The following is a 15,274-nucleotide window of genomic DNA, read 5'->3' on the forward strand; positions in this document are numbered from 1 at the left end:
ATATGATGCCTGGCGCGAACCTGTGGGAGCGAGCCTGCTCGCGAAAGCGGCGGGTCAGTCAGCATTGATGGCGGCTGACACACCGCTTTAGCGAGCAAGCCCGCTCCCACATTTGATCTGCCTCAGGCCAGTTCGGCCACCACCGCTGCCAGGGCCTTGGCCGGGTCGGCCGCCTGGCTGATCGGACGGCCGATCACCAGGTAGTCGGAACCGGCGTCCAGGGCCTGGCGCGGGGTGAGGATGCGCCGCTGGTCGTCCTGGGCGCTGCCCGCCGGGCGAATGCCCGGGGTCACCAGTTGCAGCGAAGGGTGCGCCGTCTTCAGAGCATTGGCTTCCAGCGCCGAACAGACCAGACCATCCAGGCCCGCCTTCTGCGCCAGCGCCGCCAGGCGCAGCACTTGTTCCTGGGGCTCGATGTCCAGGCCGATCCCGGCCAGGTCCTCGCGCTCCATGCTGGTCAGCACGGTGACGCCGATCAGCAACGGTTGCGGGCCGCTACGCTGGTCCAGCACTTCGCGGCAGGCCGCCATCATGCGCAGGCCCCCGGAGCAATGCACGTTGACCATCCACACGCCCATCTCGGCCGCAGCCTTGACCGCCATCGCGGTGGTGTTGGGGATATCGTGGAATTTCAGGTCCAGGAACACTTCGAAACCTTTGTCGCGCAAGGTCCCGACGATTTCCGAAGCGCAGCTGGTGAACAGTTCCTTGCCGACTTTGACCCGGCACAGCTTGGGGTCCAACTGGTCGGCCAGCTTCAGGGCGGCGTCACGGGTAGGGAAATCCAGGGCGACGATGATGGGCGTCTGGCAGGCGGACATGAGCGGGCTCTCAGGCAAGGTCGAAATCGGCGCGCATTGTAGCGGAACCGGTGCCCTTGCGGGACCCGGTAATCGGTAAAACTACCGTGCCTGGCTCTTGCTCCAGTCGGTCAACAGGCTGTATGCCACGGCCAGCAAGGTCGGGCCGATGAACAGGCCGATGAAGCCGAAGGCGATCAGGCCGCCAAACACGCCTAGTAGCACGATGACCAGCGGCAGGTTTCCGCCGCGGCTGATCAGATAGGGCTTGAGCACGTTGTCCACGCCGCTGATGATGAACGTGCCCCAGATACCGAGGAACACCGCCATCCCGTACTCACCCTTCCAGGCCAGCCAGGCCGTGGCGGGGATCCAGACCAGGGGCGGTCCCATGGGAATCAGGCTCAACAGGAAGGTGACGATCCCCAGGACCAAGGCCCCCGGTACCCCGGCGATCAGGAAGCCGATCAGTGCCAGCAAGGCCTGGGCCGCCGCGGTGCCGATCACGCCGTTGACCACCCGTTGCACCGTACCGGCCACCAATTCGATGTAATAACCGGCGCGGTCGCCGATCAGACGCTCCAGCAACCCGTGGACAAACGCCGCCAGGCGCGGGCCGTCGCGATAGAAAAAGAACACGAACACGATGCTCAGGGTCAGTTCGAGCATGCCGCCGCCAATCTGCTTGCTGCGGGCCAGCAGCCAGTTGCCGACCTGCCCCAGGTACGGTTTGATGGACACCATCATCGCCGCGCCCTGCTGGTCGATGCTGTTCCAGATTGCCACCAATCGTCCACCCACCAGCGGCAAACCGGCCAGCCAGACCGGAGCGTCAGGCAGGCCATCGACCTGCACGTCCTTGATGAAGGTCGTGGCGTCGCGCACATGATCGGCCAGGTTGAAACCCAACCATACCAGCGGCACCGCCACCAGCAGCATCCAGCCTACCGTCAGCAGCGCCGCCGCCAAAGATTCGCGGCCGTTGAGCCAGCGGGTCAACAGACGCATCAATGGCCAACTGGCGAACGCCAGCACCGCGCCCCAGAACAGCGCCGACCAGAATGGCGCCATCACCCAGAGGCTGGCGCCGAACAACACCAGAAGCAGAATCTGCACCAACAGCCGATCGTTATTGAGCATGTAAGGTCTCGGAAATGAACAGGGCCGAGGCAACGGCGTGGAACCCGTCGCCCCGCATCAGCTTAGCGCAGCAATTCCAGATGCAGACCCGCCGCATCGCCGCCGGCAGTCTCCATGCGCGCCAGCCGCACACCCTGGGTCGCCAGCGCCTGGAGCCAAGCCTCGGCGTTGGGCCCGGCGATACTGACCCGCAGGCCTGTGTCCAGGTTCAGCGCCCGGGACAACAGACGCACCCAGGTGTCGTCCGGCGCACCGGCAAGGCGCGGCAAATCCAGCACCCCGGTGTCCTTGAGCTGGCGCAGGAGCGTAGCCGAGGTCGGCAGCACGTCGCCCAGCGGTGCGCCGGCCTCGAACTGCTCGACGTGCAGGTAGGCCTTGCGATTGCCACGCGTAATGGCATATAGCGCCATCAGCGTGTTGTCCGCCGGCGGCGCCAGGCGCAGCAACAGGTAGGCCTGCCCATTGTCGTCACCGTAGAGCTTGGCGTTGCCGAACACTTCGTTGGCCCACAGGCTGCTCTCGCCGCAATCACGGGCCTGGCACCAGAACAACAGCTCGGCGCCCTGCTTTTGCAGTGCTTCGCGAGCCGCCGTGAAACCCTGGGTCGCCGAATGCTCAGGCGGCAGCTCATAGGTTACCGACGTGAGATTGCCGCGGCCGTCGACCTGGCCGTCGAAACGCAACTGGCCGCTGATCTTGCGGATCGAGCCCATGGGGTAGACCCGCTCCAGGTCGCTGATTTGCCGATAATCGACAATCTGCGCGTCGGGCACCCGGGGCACCCGCTCCAGGTCACGACTGCCGGACACATCGGCGGCGAACGACGCCGGGCTGGCACAGGCCAGCATCAACAAAGCGAATGAACGGATGGATGATTTCATTGGATCGGCTTGGCCCAGGGTGCCTGGACACAGCGGGTGGCATCGACGCAGCGTGAGGCGAATAAACAGAGATCTGTCATGGTTGTCTCCCTTTCAACCCGCCCAGCCTCGACAGTTGCCCGGCGCAAGTCAAGAATCGCTGAAGAACCGATTGAAACAGTCTGCTACAAGCGCGGCGCCGGTCTCGTCGTTCAAGTGCAAATGATGCCCGCCTGGCAGTTGCTCATGACTGAAGGGTAGACGCTCCAGCATAGCCTTGTGCTGGGCAAGCATGCCTTCGGCTGCCACCAGCAGATGCGCAGGACAATTGATCCGGGCCACGAATGCCATGGCCTGCTCATCGGTCAGGCGCAAAGGCGACGGCAGGGTCAGACGGTTGTCGGTGCGCCAGGTGTATCCACCGGGCACCGGCATCAGGCCGCGCTGGGCCAGTAACTCGGCGGCCTCGCGGCTCACCGCTACCAAACCCTTCATACGCGCTTCGATGGCCCGCTCAAGGGTTTTGTAGACCGGTTTGCGTTTGTGCTGCAAATCCAACTGCGCTTGCAGCGCCATGCCCATGCGCTCGGCCGCGTTGTCGCCTTTGGCTGTAGGAGGAATCAACCCATCGATCAACGCCAGGTGTGTCACCCGTTCCGGCAGGGAGCCGGCGAGCACGAGCGACACGATGGCCCCCATGGAGTGCCCCAGCAGCGCGAAACGCTTCAAGCCCAATTGTTCGGCAACTTGCAGCACGTCATGGGCGTAGTCCCACAGGGCATAGCCGGCGCCGGGCGGCCGGTGCCCGGAGTGACCATGGCCGGCCATGTCCAGAGCGACGACCCGCAGGCCTTCCAGGCGTGGAGCCAGTCGGGCAAAGCTGTTGGCGTTGTCCAGCCAGCCGTGCAAGGCGATCACCGGCCGGCCATCTTCCGGCCCGAACAGATGCGCCGCCAGTTCGATATGGGGCAGGCTCAGGCGGACCTCTTCGACCATGCTCATGCGCTGCGCCCTTCCCAGCGTTGGAACAGGTCCTTGAGCAGGTTGGCGGTGTCCTGCGGACGCTCGAGCGGGAACATATGACCGCCGGGCATGCTCAGTGCCTCGCCCTGGGGCATGCGGCCCACCGAACGGGTGTGATGACGCATTACCACCCGGCTCTGCCGCCCGCGCACCACCGCCAGCGGCACCTGGAGCTTGCGCGCCCGTCCGGGACTGGTGTGGGGTACGCCGCGATAAATGCTGATTTCCGTGGCCGGGTCGAAACGCAGCCGCAGTCGGTCACCGTCTTGCTGCAGTCCATGTTGCAGATAGGCATCGAAGCAATCCGGATCGAAACCACGGAACAGGGTCTTGCCGGCGAAATACTCCCGGGCCGCCGCCAGGTCCGCGAACTCTTCGCGCCGCCCCAGGGTCCGCCCGGCCGGGGTCAGGCGGTCGATGAAACCGAGGCGCTTGGCGGCCAGGATCACCCATTGGTCGGCGCGGGTCAGCACCGGTGAATCGAGCATGACCACGCCCCGGTACAACTGCGGACGACGCAAGGCCGCGTGCAAATGCAGCACGCCGCCCAGGGAGTGGCCGACGCCCCACACCGGGGCCGGTTGCTGCTCCAGGTGGTGGATCAGCTCGTCCACCAGGTTGTGCCAGTTGTCGTCCACTGGAAAGCGCGGGTCATGCCCGTGCAACTCCAGGTGCGCGACTGCGTACTGCGGCGCCAGCGCGGCGAACAACTTGCCATAGGTGGCTGATGGAAAACCGTTGGCGTGGGCGAAAAATACCTGTTGCGACATGACAGCCGATCCATTGGGGAACTGCGGCTGATTGTCCGCACAAGCCATCGGCGCGGCAATGACCGTAAGTGACAGGAATGATGACAGGCGGGGTTGGGCTATGGGGCTGCCGTCGTCCATGGCGCGCGCTGTGGCGAGGGAGCTTGCTCCCGCTGGCCTGCGCAGCAGGCCTTACTTCACGCTACGCGTCGTGCCAGGGAGATCGCGTTGGCGGGTTTAGGGCCGCTTCGCAGCCCAGCGGGAGCAAGCTCCCTCGCCACGGGATTTTGCCAGCCATACGGCCTTCGGCAGCCACGAAACCTCAACGCGCCGGCGGCTGCTCGCCCAGTGGCACCACAGCCATGGTCAGGCGTGATACGCAATTGACCTTGCCGTCGTTGTTGGTCAGGCGGATGTCCCAGACCTGGGTGGTACGGCCCAGGTGGACCATCCGGGCGGTGGCGCTGACCCGTCCGCTGCGTACGCCGCGCAGATGGTTGGCGTTGATCTCCAGGCCCACGCAATAGAACTTGCTGGTGTCCACGCACAGGTAGGCAGCCATGGACCCGACCGTCTCGGCCAGCACCACCGAAGCGCCGCCGTGCAACAGGCCGAACGGCTGGTGGGTGCGGTGGTCGACCACCATGCTGGCGGTCAGGGACTCGTCGTCGAACGACTCGAAACGAATGTCCAGCACTTCACTGATGGTGTTTTTACCAGCAGCGTTCAGTTGTTCGATGGTGGGGGTGGTGCGCCACAGACTCATCGTTGCCCTTCCTTTGTTGTTTTTGTCGCATTCAATTGTGTCACCTCATGGGTGACGCAGGCCCTTGAGCGTCATTGCCCCGGCCAGCGGCAGCTCGCCTTCCAGCTCGGCCAGGCCGGCGGTCTTCACTTGTTCGGGTTGTTGCAGATGGCCGTGTTGCAGCAAGCCCAGCAAGCTGCCCACCAGTGGGTTATGGCTGACCAGCAACACCTCGCCCTGGTCCCCGAGGTGTTCCAGCACGGCCTGGGGCCGGGTGTCCGGCGTCAGCCAGTCCACCGTGACCAGTTCCGGCTCGAACCCCAGCGCTTCGCGCACCAGTTGTGCGGTCTGCTGGGCGCGCCGGTAGGGGCTGGCGTAAATCGCCAGCAGCGGCTGGCCGATCAATCCGGCGGCGCTGCGCAACACCTCTTCGCGGCCGTGGGCGGTCAAGGCCCGCTCAGGATCCGGTCGAGCGCCGTAAGGCTCGGCTTCGCCATGGCGCAATATCCACAGTTTCATAACTTCGGCTCTTCGTCGCGGGCCGGGTGCGGCGCCGGTGCCACGGCGTGCGGTGCTTCGCCTTCCGGTGCGCGTGGGGTTGGCCAGTCGGCGAACGGCCAGGGTTTCTGGTCGCTGTGGAACGTGCCGAAACGACCGATCTGCGCGAGGAACTGGCTCAGGCTGTCGCCGAAATTCATCAGGCTGGCGCTGGGGGCGCCGTAGATCAGTCGATAAATCAACTGCACCAGCACCACGGCGCCGAGGATGAATTGCGCCACCTGCCAGACCAGCAGGTAGATCACCATCCACAGCACACGCAGCAGGATGGACTCGTATTGGGGTTGCCCTTTCGGATCGTTCATGGCTCGCTCCTGCTCGCGGTCAATAACGGTTCAGTTGAAACCGCTGGTGGAAATGAAATCGACATCGGTCTTCGGTTCGCCCCGCATCAACAGCTCGATGACCTGCTCCAGCGTGCGCCCCTCGAACAGAATCGCGTGCAGCCCGGCGACCAGCGGCATGTACACGCCCGCCTCCTGGGACTTGGCCTTGAGTACCTTGAGGGTGTTCACGCCCTCGGCGACTTCTCCCAGGCGCGACACGGCTTCATCGAGGCTCAGGCCCTGGCCGAGGGCGAAACCGACCTGATAGTTGCGGCTCTTGGGCGAAGAACAGGTGACAATCAGGTCGCCCACTCCGGCCAGTCCCAGGAAGGTCATCGGATTGGCGCCCTGGCTCACGGCAAATCGGGTCATTTCCGCCAGGGCCCGGGTAATCAGCATGCTCTTGGTGTTCTCGCCCATGCCCAGCGCCACCGCCATGCCGGCGATGATCGCGTAGACGTTCTTCAGCGCTCCACCCAACTCCACCCCATAACGGTCGGCGCTGGCGTAGACCCGGAAGGTGCGGCCATGAAGCGCGGCCTGGACCCGTTGGCACAGCTCCTCGTCTTCACTGGCGACCACGGTGGCAGTCAGCGCGTGCTCGGCGATCTCCCGCGCCAGGTTCGGCCCGGAGATCACGCCGATCCGCGCCTTGGGCGCGATTTCTTCGAGGATTTCGCTCATCAGCTTGAAGCTCTGGGCTTCGATGCCCTTGGTCAGGCTTACCAACAGCTTGCCGCTCAAGCGCTCGGCATGGGGGGCCAGGACCGAGCGCAAGGCACTGGACGGCAAGGCGACGAAAAACAGCTCGCTGCCCTCCAGGGTCGCCTGCAAATCGGTGACCGGCTCCACTTCCGGGCGGATCTTGATGCCCTTGAGGTAACGCGGGTTCTCGCGGTTGACCCGGATAGCCTCGGCCTGCTCCGGGTCGCGCATCCATTGGCGCACTACAAGGCCATTCTCGGCCAGCAGGTTGGCCACGGCGGTGCCGAAACTCCCGCCTCCCAGGACCGCAATCGGGCGCTGTTCAGTCATATGCAATCCGTTCATCCATACCAAGTGGCAATGCGGGGCATTATACGGAGCGGCCGGAGCGCGACCAGCCCCGGAAAAAATTACCCACGGCTGTAGGAAGCTGACTATCAATTCCTAGGAAAATGCCGTCAACGTGAATGGAAAAGTCGTTCAGCTCAGTTAACATGCCCGCCATTCTTCCATTATCAAAGGCTGTGCCGTGTCAGTTGGCCCCCTCCGTCCAGGTTCGTCGCTGCTATTGGCGCTGATCATCAGCCCGCCAGTGCTGGCCGATGACCTGTTTGTCGACAGCCAGCCGTTGCCGCAAGTGCTGACGGCCACGCGCCTGAAGCAATCGCCGGCGGCGGTGCCAGGCAGCATGACGGTATTGGACAGCGAGCTGATCAAGTCCAGCGGCGCCCGGGACATCAGCGAACTGCTGCGCCTGGTGCCGGGCATGATGGTCGGCAATATCAGCGGCAATCAGGCCGCCGTGAACTACCACGGCACCAATGCCAGCGAAGCACGGCGCATGCAGGTGCTGATCGATGGCCGCTCGGTGTACCGCGCCGGCCTGGCGACGGTGGACTGGAGCGATATCCCGGTGGCGATGGAAGACATCGAGCGAATTGAAGTCTTCCGCGGCCCCAACACCGTCAGCTACGGCGCCAATGCACTGATGGCGGTGGTCAACATCATCACCCGCGCACCCGCCGACAGTCATGGCACCCGGATGAAAATCACCCGGGGCCAGCGCGGCATCAGCGACTGGTACGCCAGCCAGGGCAGCGGCTGGGACGGCGGCGACCTGCGGCTGTCATTGTCCGGCCAGGAAGACGACGGTTTTGACAGCGACCGCAACGGCGCCGACTACCGCGACAGCCGCCGCCTGAATCGCTTCAACCTGTCCGTCAGCCAGACCCTCGACGAGCAACAAAGCATCGATTGGCAGTTGAACGCCAAGGACGGGACCAATCAGCGGCCCTATACCTACCATCCGGTGTTTGCCGGGATTACCGCCGCTGGGGATAACTCCGACGTCATCGCCAAGGACTATGCCGGTTCCTTGCGCTGGAACCTGGACCTGAACCCCGACCACAGCCTTTATGTACAGGGCTCGGCCCAGCATTGGGATCGCCAGCAGACCTGGCGTGCCTGTGACGCCGAAGTGTCCTTCAGCCCACAACTGACCGACCTGTGGCAACTCAACCCTTATTACGCCGAGAAGCTGGCGCGCAATATGCCCAGCTTCACCGGCACCGGCGCGCCGCCCGGCACCGCGCAAGAGCAGGCGCTGGGCAATCAGGTGCTCGAGCAGTGGCGCAACGGTGCCTCGCGAACCCTGTGCGGAGACATCGACCAGAGCGCCCGGGAGTCGCGCTACGACTTGGAAATCCAGGACACCCTCAGCTTGTCCGACAGCCTGCGCCTAGTCACCGGGGCGAACTATCGCTACGACCGGGCCGACTCCGAGACCTATTTCAACGGCACCGTGGACGACACCACCTGGCGGCTGTTCGGCCAGCTCGAATGGCGGGCCAGCGAACACTGGCTGCTGCAAGGCGGCGCGATGTTCGAAGACACCCGCCTGACCGGCAGCTCGCTGACCCCGAGGGTCGCGGTCAACTACCTGATCACCCCGCGCCATGGCCTGCGGGCGGTGTACTCCGAAGCCGTGCGTTCGCCGGACATGTTCGAGAACAACGTCAACTGGAGCTACCAGGTCACCAACCTGCAACCCGCCGCGTTCGGCCAGCGCAGTGCCCGCTACTTCGTCCAGACCCGTGGCCCGGGCGACCTGGAGCAGGAACACATGCGCTCCCGGGAACTGGGCTACAACGGTTTCTTCATGGACCTGGGCCTGGCAGTGGACGTGAAGCTGTTCCATGACGAAATCACCGGCATGATCAGCGAGCCGCTGCGCAACAATCAGTACATCGCCAGCAACAGCGCCCAGTCAGAGTTTTCCGGTGCCGAGACCCAGTTCGACTGGCGCATCACCAGCGCCGACCGCCTGCGCCTGACCTATGCCTACGTCGATGCCAAGGCCAGCAACCCGCTCGACGAACAACTGACCGCCCGCAACAGTGGTTCGGCCGGCTGGCTGCGGGATTGGGGCCAGGGCTGGAACAGCGCGGTGTTCTACTACGCCGCCGATGCCATCAACGGTTATCGCTTCGAACGGGTCGACACCCGCCTCGCCCGGCGCATCCCCCTGGGCAAGGCGAGCCTGGAGCTGGCCGGCATCCTGCAAGAGCGCCTGGATAATCAACCCACCACGTTCATCGACAACCGCTACGACTCGCGCCATACCCTGTACTTCAGCGCGGAGTTGTCCTTCTAGATGTCCCGGGGCCAATCGCGCAAGACGCCATTGCATGGCCGCCTGCCGCTGGTGCTATGCCTGGTGCTGGCCGGCTGGTTGGCGATGTTCGAGGCCCGCGCCGCCGACATTCTGCTGGCTGGCGCCGAGGATGGCCCCGGCGTGCAGTCCTTCACCCAGGCGCTCAAGGCGCTGCGGCCCGAAGATGAGGTGCGATTCACGCCCTTGGCCAATCTGCCGGCGCCGGGCAAGTTGCCCAGCAATGTCCGCCTGATCCTGCTTGACCTGCCCAGCCTCGACTGGCGCCTGCAGGATGCCCGCGGACCGGCCACCCTGGTGTTGCGCATCAGTCGCCAGCAGGCTCGGGAGCGCCTCGGTGACGCCACGCCCGAGCACCTGAGCCTGCTGTGGAGCGACCCGCCGGTGGCGCGGCAATTGCGGCTGGTCCGCACGATCCTGCCGCAAGTGCGGCGGGTCGGCGTGCTGTACGACCGGCACAGCGAATTCCTGCTCAAGGACATTCGCCAGGCCGCGGCACCGCTGGCCCTGGAGATCGTCGCCGAGCGCTGGGACGACACCAGCGACAGCCGCCCCCTGCAAAACCTGCTGGGCCAGAGCGATGTGCTGCTGGGCCTCGATGACCCCGACCTGTACAACCCCAAGACCGTGAAGAACCTGTTGCTCAGCAGCTACGCCCGGCAACGCGCGCTGATCGGCCCGAGCGCTGCGTTCGTCAAGGCCGGCAGCCTGGCCAGCACCTACAGCGACCAGGAAGACTGGCTGGCGATTCTCGACGAACTGCTCGACCGCCCCGCCGCCAGTTGGCCGCGCACCCTTTATCCGACCCGCTTCAAAGTCCTGGGCAACCGCCAGGTTGCCCGCTCACTGGGAATCGAACCGATCGAAGCCGAATCCGTCGCGGCAATGCTGGCCGAAGGAGAACAACGCCCATGACCTTGCGTCGCCGTTGGGACATCAACACCCGCACCCAGCTCATCGCCCTCGGCCCGGCGTTGCTGCTGACCGTGCTGTTGATCAGCTTCTTTACCTTCGTGCGGATCCAGGACCTGCGCCAGGAGCTCAATCACACCGGGCAACTGATCGCCAACCAACTGGCCCCCGCCACGGAATACGGAGTGATCTCCGGCAACAACGAGGTCCTGGAGAGCCTGCTCACCGCGACCCTGGCGACGCCTCACGTGCGCTTTCTGGAAGTCCAGGACAGCACCGGGAAGGTGTTGGTGTACGTCGAACAACCCGAGCAGACCCGCAGCCGCTCCCAGCAGGTCGAAGTGTTCCAGGCCCCGGTGCGCCTGCAACGCATTGCGCTGAACAATGATTTCCTGCAAGGCAACAGTACCGCCATCGAGGCGCCGGTCGAGGACTACCTGGGCCGGGTGATCGTCGGCATGTCCAACGACGCGTTCAGCCAGCGCCAGCAGGAAATCCTGTTCAAGGCCGCGATCCTGGCGCTGTTCGCCCTGCTGTTCACCTTTCTGGTGGCGCGGCGGCTGGCGTCCAACCTGTCCCGACCGATCCGTGACATTGGCAATGCGGTCAAGGCGATCCAGCAAGGCGACTACAGCACGCCGCTGCCCATCGTCGACGACGGTGAACTGGGGGCATTGTCGCGGCACATCAACAACCTGGCCGAAGGCCTCCAGCAAGCCAGCCGGGAGCAGCACCAGGCCATGGCGCAACTCATCCAGACCCGGGAGGAAGCGGAGAAAGCCAACAGTGCCAAGTCCGAGTTCCTGGCGATGATGAGCCATGAACTGCGCACGCCCATGAACGGCGTGCTGGGCATGTTGCAACTGCTGGAAACCACGCGCATGACCGACGAACAGCACGAATACACGGCGCTGGCTTCGGAGTCCACCGAGCACCTGTTGAAGGTGATCAACGACATCCTCGACTTCTCGCGCATCGAACGCTCGGCCCTGGAACTCGAGCACATCCCGTTCAACCTGGCCGAACTGGTGGGCAGTTGCGCCCAGTCGTTCCAGCACAGCGCCGCACAGCGCAAGCTGGGCCTGGAGTTGCTGATCCCGGACGACATGCAGGCCTTGCAGGTCCAGGGCGATCCGACGCGGATCCGGCAGATCCTGGTCAACCTGATCGGCAACGCGCTGAAATTCACCGAGCAAGGCCAAATCACCGTGCAATGCCAGTGGCAGGCCCTGGACCACGAACTGCTGTGGTTCACCTGCACCGTGCGTGACAGTGGCATCGGCATCGCCACCGAAAGCCTGGACCGGATGTTCGACGCCTTCCAACAGGCCGACAGCTCGATTTCCCGGCGCTACGGCGGCACCGGCCTGGGCCTGCCGATCGCCCGCACCCTGGCCGAACGCATGGGCGGTACGCTGCGGGCCCAGAGCGAGGAAGGCCAGGGATCGGTGTTCACCCTGGAAATCCCGCTGGCCCTGTCGCGACAAATGCCGCCGCCCGTCCCGGTGCCACGCGCACTGGCCGGCAGCGGCGACGGCGAAGGTCGCAACATCCTGCTGGTGGAGGACAATCCGGTGAATCAGACGGTGATCGAAGCCATGCTGCGCAGCCTGGGGTTCACCGTCAGCGTCGCCACCGATGGCGCCCAAGCCGTGCGCAGCGCCGAGAGCCTGATTTTCGAAGCGATCCTCATGGACTGCCGGTTGCCCATCATCGATGGCTACGAAGCCACCCGGCAAATCCGCCAACTGCCCGGCTGCACCGATGTGCCGATCATTGCCTTGACCGCCAACGCCTTGCAGGGCGACCGCGAAACTTGTCTCGAGGCGGGTATGAACGATTACTTGGCCAAACCGTTCAAAAGGCTGGAACTGCAGCAGATTCTGCAGCGCTGGGTGAGTTAGTACCGGCCATTGGACGATCTGCGACTGGCGTGAAAGGCGAAAGTGCGGCAGTCTTAGGCACCCAAACAAGCCTTCACCGGAAGCTTGATTAAAATTTCAGTGCACAGGTGTACATTCATTTCCTGTGCGCTGTGACTTTCACTACAACGCAATAGTCTATGAGTAGGCTGTCGCTTCGAGGCATGAACGCTTCGAGCGACCGGGAAGATTTGCCCCACCCTGCCGCATGGGACTATTGAGGAGCTCGCATGACCAAACAAAACGCCTTTACCCGGGAAGATCTGCTGCGCTGCAGTCGCGGTGAGCTGTTCGGCCCAGGTAACGCGCAACTGCCCGCCCCGAACATGCTGATGGTGGATCGCATCACCCTGATCAGCGAAGAGGGTGGCAAGTACGGCAAAGGTGAATTGGTCGCCGAGCTGGATATCACTCCGGACCTGTGGTTCTTCGCCTGCCATTTCGAAGGCGATCCGGTGATGCCGGGCTGCCTGGGCCTCGATGCCATGTGGCAACTGGTCGGCTTCTTCCTCGGCTGGCAGGGCCTGCCAGGTCGCGGTCGCGCCCTGGGTTCGGGCGAAGTGAAATTCTTCGGCCAGGTGCTGCCGACCGCGAAGAAAGTCACCTATAACATTCATATCAAGCGCGTCCTCAAGGGCAAGCTGAACCTGGCCATCGCCGACGGTTCGGTCACTGTCGACGGTCGCGAGATCTACACCGCCGAGGGCCTTCGGGTCGGCGTTTTCACCTCCACTGACAACTTCTAAGGGTTATCCGCATGCGCCGCGTCGTTATCACTGGTCTGGGCATCGTTTCGTGCCTGGGCAATGACAAAGAGACCGTCTCCGCTAACCTGCGTGCAAGTCGCCCGGGCATCCGGTTCAATCCGGAATACGCCGAAATGGGTCTGCGTAGCCAGGTTTCCGGCTCCATCGACCTGAACCTCGAAGAATTGATCGATCGCAAGATCTACCGTTTCGTCGGCCACGCGGCGGCCTACGCCTACCTGGCCATGAAAGACGCCATCGCCGATTCCGGCCTGACCGAGGAGCAAGTGTCCAACGTGCGTACCGGCCTGATCGCCGGCTCCGGTGGCGCCTCGACCCTGAACCAGATGGAAGCGCTGGATATCCTGCGCGACAAAGGCGTCAAGCGCGTTGGCCCGTACCGCGTCACGCGGACCATGGGCAGCACCGTTTCGGCCTGCCTGGCCACGCCGTTCAAGATCAAGGGCGTCAACTACTCGATCTCCTCCGCCTGCGCCACCAGTGCTCATTGCATCGGCAACGCTGTCGAGCAGATCCAGTTGGGCAAGCAGGACATCGTCTTCGCCGGCGGCGGCGAAGAAGAACATTGGAGCCAGTCGTTCCTGTTCGACGCCATGGGCGCACTGTCCACCCAGTACAACGAAACCCCGGACAAGGCCTCCCGCGCCTACGACGCCAAGCGTGACGGTTTCGTCATCGCCGGCGGTGGCGGCATGGTGGTGGTCGAGGAGCTGGAACACGCCCTGGCCCGTGGTGCGAAGATCTACGCGGAAATCGTCGGCTACGGCGCCACTTCCGACGGCTACGACATGGTTGCCCCGAGCGGTGAAGGCGCCATCCGCTGCATGCAGATGGCCATGTCCACCGTCGACACGCCGATCGACTACCTGAACACCCACGGCACCTCGACTCCGGTCGGCGACGTCGCGGAAATGAAAGGCGTACGTGCAGTCTTCGGCGACAAGGCACCGGCCATCAGCTCCACCAAGAGCCTGTCCGGTCACTCCCTGGGCGCCGCCGGCGTTCACGAAGCGATCTACTGCCTGCTGATGATGGAAGGCCAGTTCATGGCCGGTTCGGCCAACATCGACGAGCTGGATCCGGAAGTGGCCGACCTGCCGATCCTGACCAAGACTCGCGAAGACGCCACCATCGACACCGTGATGAGCAACAGCTTCGGCTTCGGCGGCACCAACGCCACCCTGGTGCTGAAGCGCTGGCAGGGCAAGTAAGCCCCGCCGCTACGCCACACAGAAAAACGCCCCGACTGGTTCGGGGCGTTTTTTTATGCCTGCTGAATTTCACCGCAATCCCCACTGTGGGAAGGGGTGTATTCACAGCATGGGTGTTCACCACTGATTCCCTGTGGGAGCGGGTTTGCTCGCGAAAGCGGTGCATCAGCTACAAATATGCTGACTGACATTCCGCCTTCGCGAGCAAGCCCGCTCCCACACTGTGATAGGCGGTGGATGGGGATCAGCGCACCACAAATCGCTGTTGCGTCAGCAACCGATCACCCTGGAACACCATGAATCGCCATTCCCCCGGCACCACTTCATGGCTCTCGGTGAATTCGTAGGCCATCACATCCTGGGGCGCACCCGGCACCAGTTTCTGCACCACTTCGAATTTGTCGTGGCGCACGCCGTCGGGGGTGCGGATGCCGGGGGTGAAGTACAGCAGGGTCAATGGCTGGTCGTCCGCGACCTTGCCCGCCAACTGATAGCGCATGCCGAATTTGGTGCCCAGCTTTGCCGGTACGGTTTCGGTCTGGCGGATCTGCTCGTTGCTGCGACGCAGGACCCGCTCCCCCGATTGCAGCTCGGCTTGCGGCCCTTCAAAAACGCCGTATTCCACCGGGCCTTCGACACGGACTTCGGCTTGCGCCAGGCCGCAGGTCAACAACAGCGCGACCAGTGCGCTTGAACGGGTGAGGTGCATAGTGCGCTCCTTGATTGAGATGAGCGCGAGGGTATGACGCGGGGGTGACAGGCTGATGACAAAACCGCTTTTACCTCTGCATCGTTAACCCGTGGCGAGGGAGCTTGCTCCCGCTCGGTTGCGCAGCAGCCGCAGAAAGCCCGGGGCTGCTGCGCAGCCCAGCGGGAGCAAGCTCC

At 64.0% G+C, this 15,274-nt stretch carries 15 protein-coding genes; 5 read left to right on the forward strand and 10 right to left on the reverse strand.

What is annotated here, in order from left to right:
- Positions 1 to 122 precede the first annotated feature (122 nt).
- The 9 genes from pyrF to RGM2987_RS02965 form a co-directional block, all read right to left on the reverse strand.
- Positions 123 to 821 carry an orotidine-5'-phosphate decarboxylase gene (pyrF, locus tag RGM2987_RS02925; protein ID WP_245138620.1) on the reverse strand — a complete coding sequence of 233 codons (699 nt, stop codon included), beginning with the start codon at positions 819 to 821 and terminating at the stop codon, positions 123 to 125.
- A gap of 81 nt (positions 822 to 902) precedes the next feature.
- A complete protein-coding gene (locus tag RGM2987_RS02930) occupies positions 903 to 1,940 on the reverse strand; it encodes an AI-2E family transporter (RefSeq protein ID WP_245138621.1) in 1,038 nt (345 codons plus the stop codon).
- Between the two features lie 62 nt (positions 1,941 to 2,002).
- Positions 2,003 to 2,821, reverse strand: a complete 819-nt coding sequence (locus RGM2987_RS02935) for a DUF4892 domain-containing protein (RefSeq protein ID WP_245138622.1) — start codon at positions 2,819 to 2,821, stop codon at positions 2,003 to 2,005.
- Positions 2,822 to 2,950: 129 nt separating this feature from the next.
- The gene (locus tag RGM2987_RS02940; RefSeq protein WP_245138623.1) at positions 2,951 to 3,802 is read right to left on the reverse strand and encodes an alpha/beta hydrolase; all 852 of its coding nucleotides are present in this window, start codon (positions 3,800 to 3,802) and stop codon (positions 2,951 to 2,953) included.
- Entirely contained in the window at positions 3,799 to 4,593 is a 795-nt protein-coding gene (locus tag RGM2987_RS02945; protein ID WP_245138624.1) for an alpha/beta hydrolase, read from the reverse strand. The genes RGM2987_RS02940 and RGM2987_RS02945 overlap by 4 nt, the downstream gene beginning before the upstream one ends.
- A 301-nt stretch (positions 4,594 to 4,894) precedes the next feature.
- Entirely contained in the window at positions 4,895 to 5,338 is a 444-nt protein-coding gene (locus tag RGM2987_RS02950; RefSeq protein ID WP_245138625.1) for a hotdog fold thioesterase, read from the reverse strand.
- A gap of 45 nt (positions 5,339 to 5,383) precedes the next feature.
- On the reverse strand, positions 5,384 to 5,836 hold the full coding sequence (sixA, locus tag RGM2987_RS02955; RefSeq protein WP_245138626.1) for a phosphohistidine phosphatase SixA: 453 nt from the start codon (positions 5,834 to 5,836) through the stop codon (positions 5,384 to 5,386).
- Entirely contained in the window at positions 5,833 to 6,180 is a 348-nt protein-coding gene (locus RGM2987_RS02960) for a DUF4389 domain-containing protein (protein ID WP_245138627.1), read from the reverse strand. Before RGM2987_RS02960 ends, sixA begins: the two co-directional genes overlap by 4 nt.
- A gap of 30 nt (positions 6,181 to 6,210) precedes the next feature.
- Positions 6,211 to 7,236, reverse strand: coding sequence for an NAD(P)H-dependent glycerol-3-phosphate dehydrogenase (locus RGM2987_RS02965; RefSeq protein WP_245138628.1), 1,026 nt, complete (start codon positions 7,234 to 7,236; stop codon positions 6,211 to 6,213).
- A 199-nt stretch (positions 7,237 to 7,435) separates the two neighbouring features.
- On the opposite strand from RGM2987_RS02965, the gene RGM2987_RS02970 reads away from it, so the two are divergent.
- The 5 genes from RGM2987_RS02970 (at position 7,436) to fabB (ending at position 14,389) form a co-directional block, all read left to right on the forward strand.
- Positions 7,436 to 9,559 carry a TonB-dependent receptor gene (locus RGM2987_RS02970; protein WP_245138629.1) on the forward strand — a complete coding sequence of 708 codons (2,124 nt, stop codon included), beginning with the start codon at positions 7,436 to 7,438 and terminating at the stop codon, positions 9,557 to 9,559.
- Complete coding sequence (locus RGM2987_RS02975; protein ID WP_245138630.1) at positions 9,560 to 10,492, forward strand: ABC transporter substrate-binding protein; 933 nt, start codon at positions 9,560 to 9,562, stop codon at positions 10,490 to 10,492.
- On the forward strand, positions 10,489 to 12,393 hold the full coding sequence (locus RGM2987_RS02980; RefSeq protein WP_245138631.1) for an ATP-binding protein: 1,905 nt from the start codon (positions 10,489 to 10,491) through the stop codon (positions 12,391 to 12,393). Before RGM2987_RS02975 ends, RGM2987_RS02980 begins: the two co-directional genes overlap by 4 nt.
- A gap of 248 nt (positions 12,394 to 12,641) precedes the next feature.
- Positions 12,642 to 13,157, forward strand: a complete 516-nt coding sequence (gene fabA / locus RGM2987_RS02985; RefSeq protein WP_003179264.1) for a 3-hydroxyacyl-[acyl-carrier-protein] dehydratase FabA — start codon at positions 12,642 to 12,644, stop codon at positions 13,155 to 13,157.
- A gap of 11 nt (positions 13,158 to 13,168) precedes the next feature.
- Entirely contained in the window at positions 13,169 to 14,389 is a 1,221-nt protein-coding gene (gene fabB, locus RGM2987_RS02990) for a beta-ketoacyl-ACP synthase I (RefSeq protein WP_245138632.1), read from the forward strand.
- A 244-nt stretch (positions 14,390 to 14,633) separates the two neighbouring features.
- On the opposite strand, the gene RGM2987_RS02995 is transcribed toward fabB, so the two are convergent.
- Complete coding sequence (locus tag RGM2987_RS02995; protein ID WP_245138633.1) at positions 14,634 to 15,098, reverse strand: DUF3859 domain-containing protein; 465 nt, start codon at positions 15,096 to 15,098, stop codon at positions 14,634 to 14,636.
- Between the last annotated feature and the right edge of the window lie 176 nt (positions 15,099 to 15,274).

This window comes from Pseudomonas sp. RGM2987 (assembly GCF_022952855.1).
Lineage (GTDB): Bacteria > Pseudomonadota > Gammaproteobacteria > Pseudomonadales > Pseudomonadaceae > Aquipseudomonas.

Coding starts and splice junctions, on each gene's coding strand:
- RGM2987_RS02945 (WP_245138624.1), bottom strand. CDS start 4,593: ATGTCGCAACAGGTATTTTTCGCCCACGCCAACGGTTTTCCATCAGCC.
- RGM2987_RS02960 (WP_245138627.1), bottom strand. CDS start 6,180: ATGAACGATCCGAAAGGGCAACCCCAATACGAGTCCATCCTGCTGCGT.
- RGM2987_RS02940 (WP_245138623.1), bottom strand. CDS start 3,802: ATGAGCATGGTCGAAGAGGTCCGCCTGAGCCTGCCCCATATCGAACTG.
- fabB (WP_245138632.1), top strand. CDS start 13,169: ATGCGCCGCGTCGTTATCACTGGTCTGGGCATCGTTTCGTGCCTGGGC.
- RGM2987_RS02980 (WP_245138631.1), top strand. CDS start 10,489: ATGACCTTGCGTCGCCGTTGGGACATCAACACCCGCACCCAGCTCATC.
- sixA (WP_245138626.1), bottom strand. CDS start 5,836: ATGAAACTGTGGATATTGCGCCATGGCGAAGCCGAGCCTTACGGCGCT.
- RGM2987_RS02965 (WP_245138628.1), bottom strand. CDS start 7,236: ATGACTGAACAGCGCCCGATTGCGGTCCTGGGAGGCGGGAGTTTCGGC.
- pyrF (WP_245138620.1), bottom strand. CDS start 821: ATGTCCGCCTGCCAGACGCCCATCATCGTCGCCCTGGATTTCCCTACC.
- RGM2987_RS02950 (WP_245138625.1), bottom strand. CDS start 5,338: ATGAGTCTGTGGCGCACCACCCCCACCATCGAACAACTGAACGCTGCT.
- RGM2987_RS02935 (WP_245138622.1), bottom strand. CDS start 2,821: ATGAAATCATCCATCCGTTCATTCGCTTTGTTGATGCTGGCCTGTGCC.
- RGM2987_RS02995 (WP_245138633.1), bottom strand. CDS start 15,098: ATGCACCTCACCCGTTCAAGCGCACTGGTCGCGCTGTTGTTGACCTGC.
- fabA (WP_003179264.1), top strand. CDS start 12,642: ATGACCAAACAAAACGCCTTTACCCGGGAAGATCTGCTGCGCTGCAGT.
- RGM2987_RS02930 (WP_245138621.1), bottom strand. CDS start 1,940: ATGCTCAATAACGATCGGCTGTTGGTGCAGATTCTGCTTCTGGTGTTG.
- RGM2987_RS02975 (WP_245138630.1), top strand. CDS start 9,560: ATGTCCCGGGGCCAATCGCGCAAGACGCCATTGCATGGCCGCCTGCCG.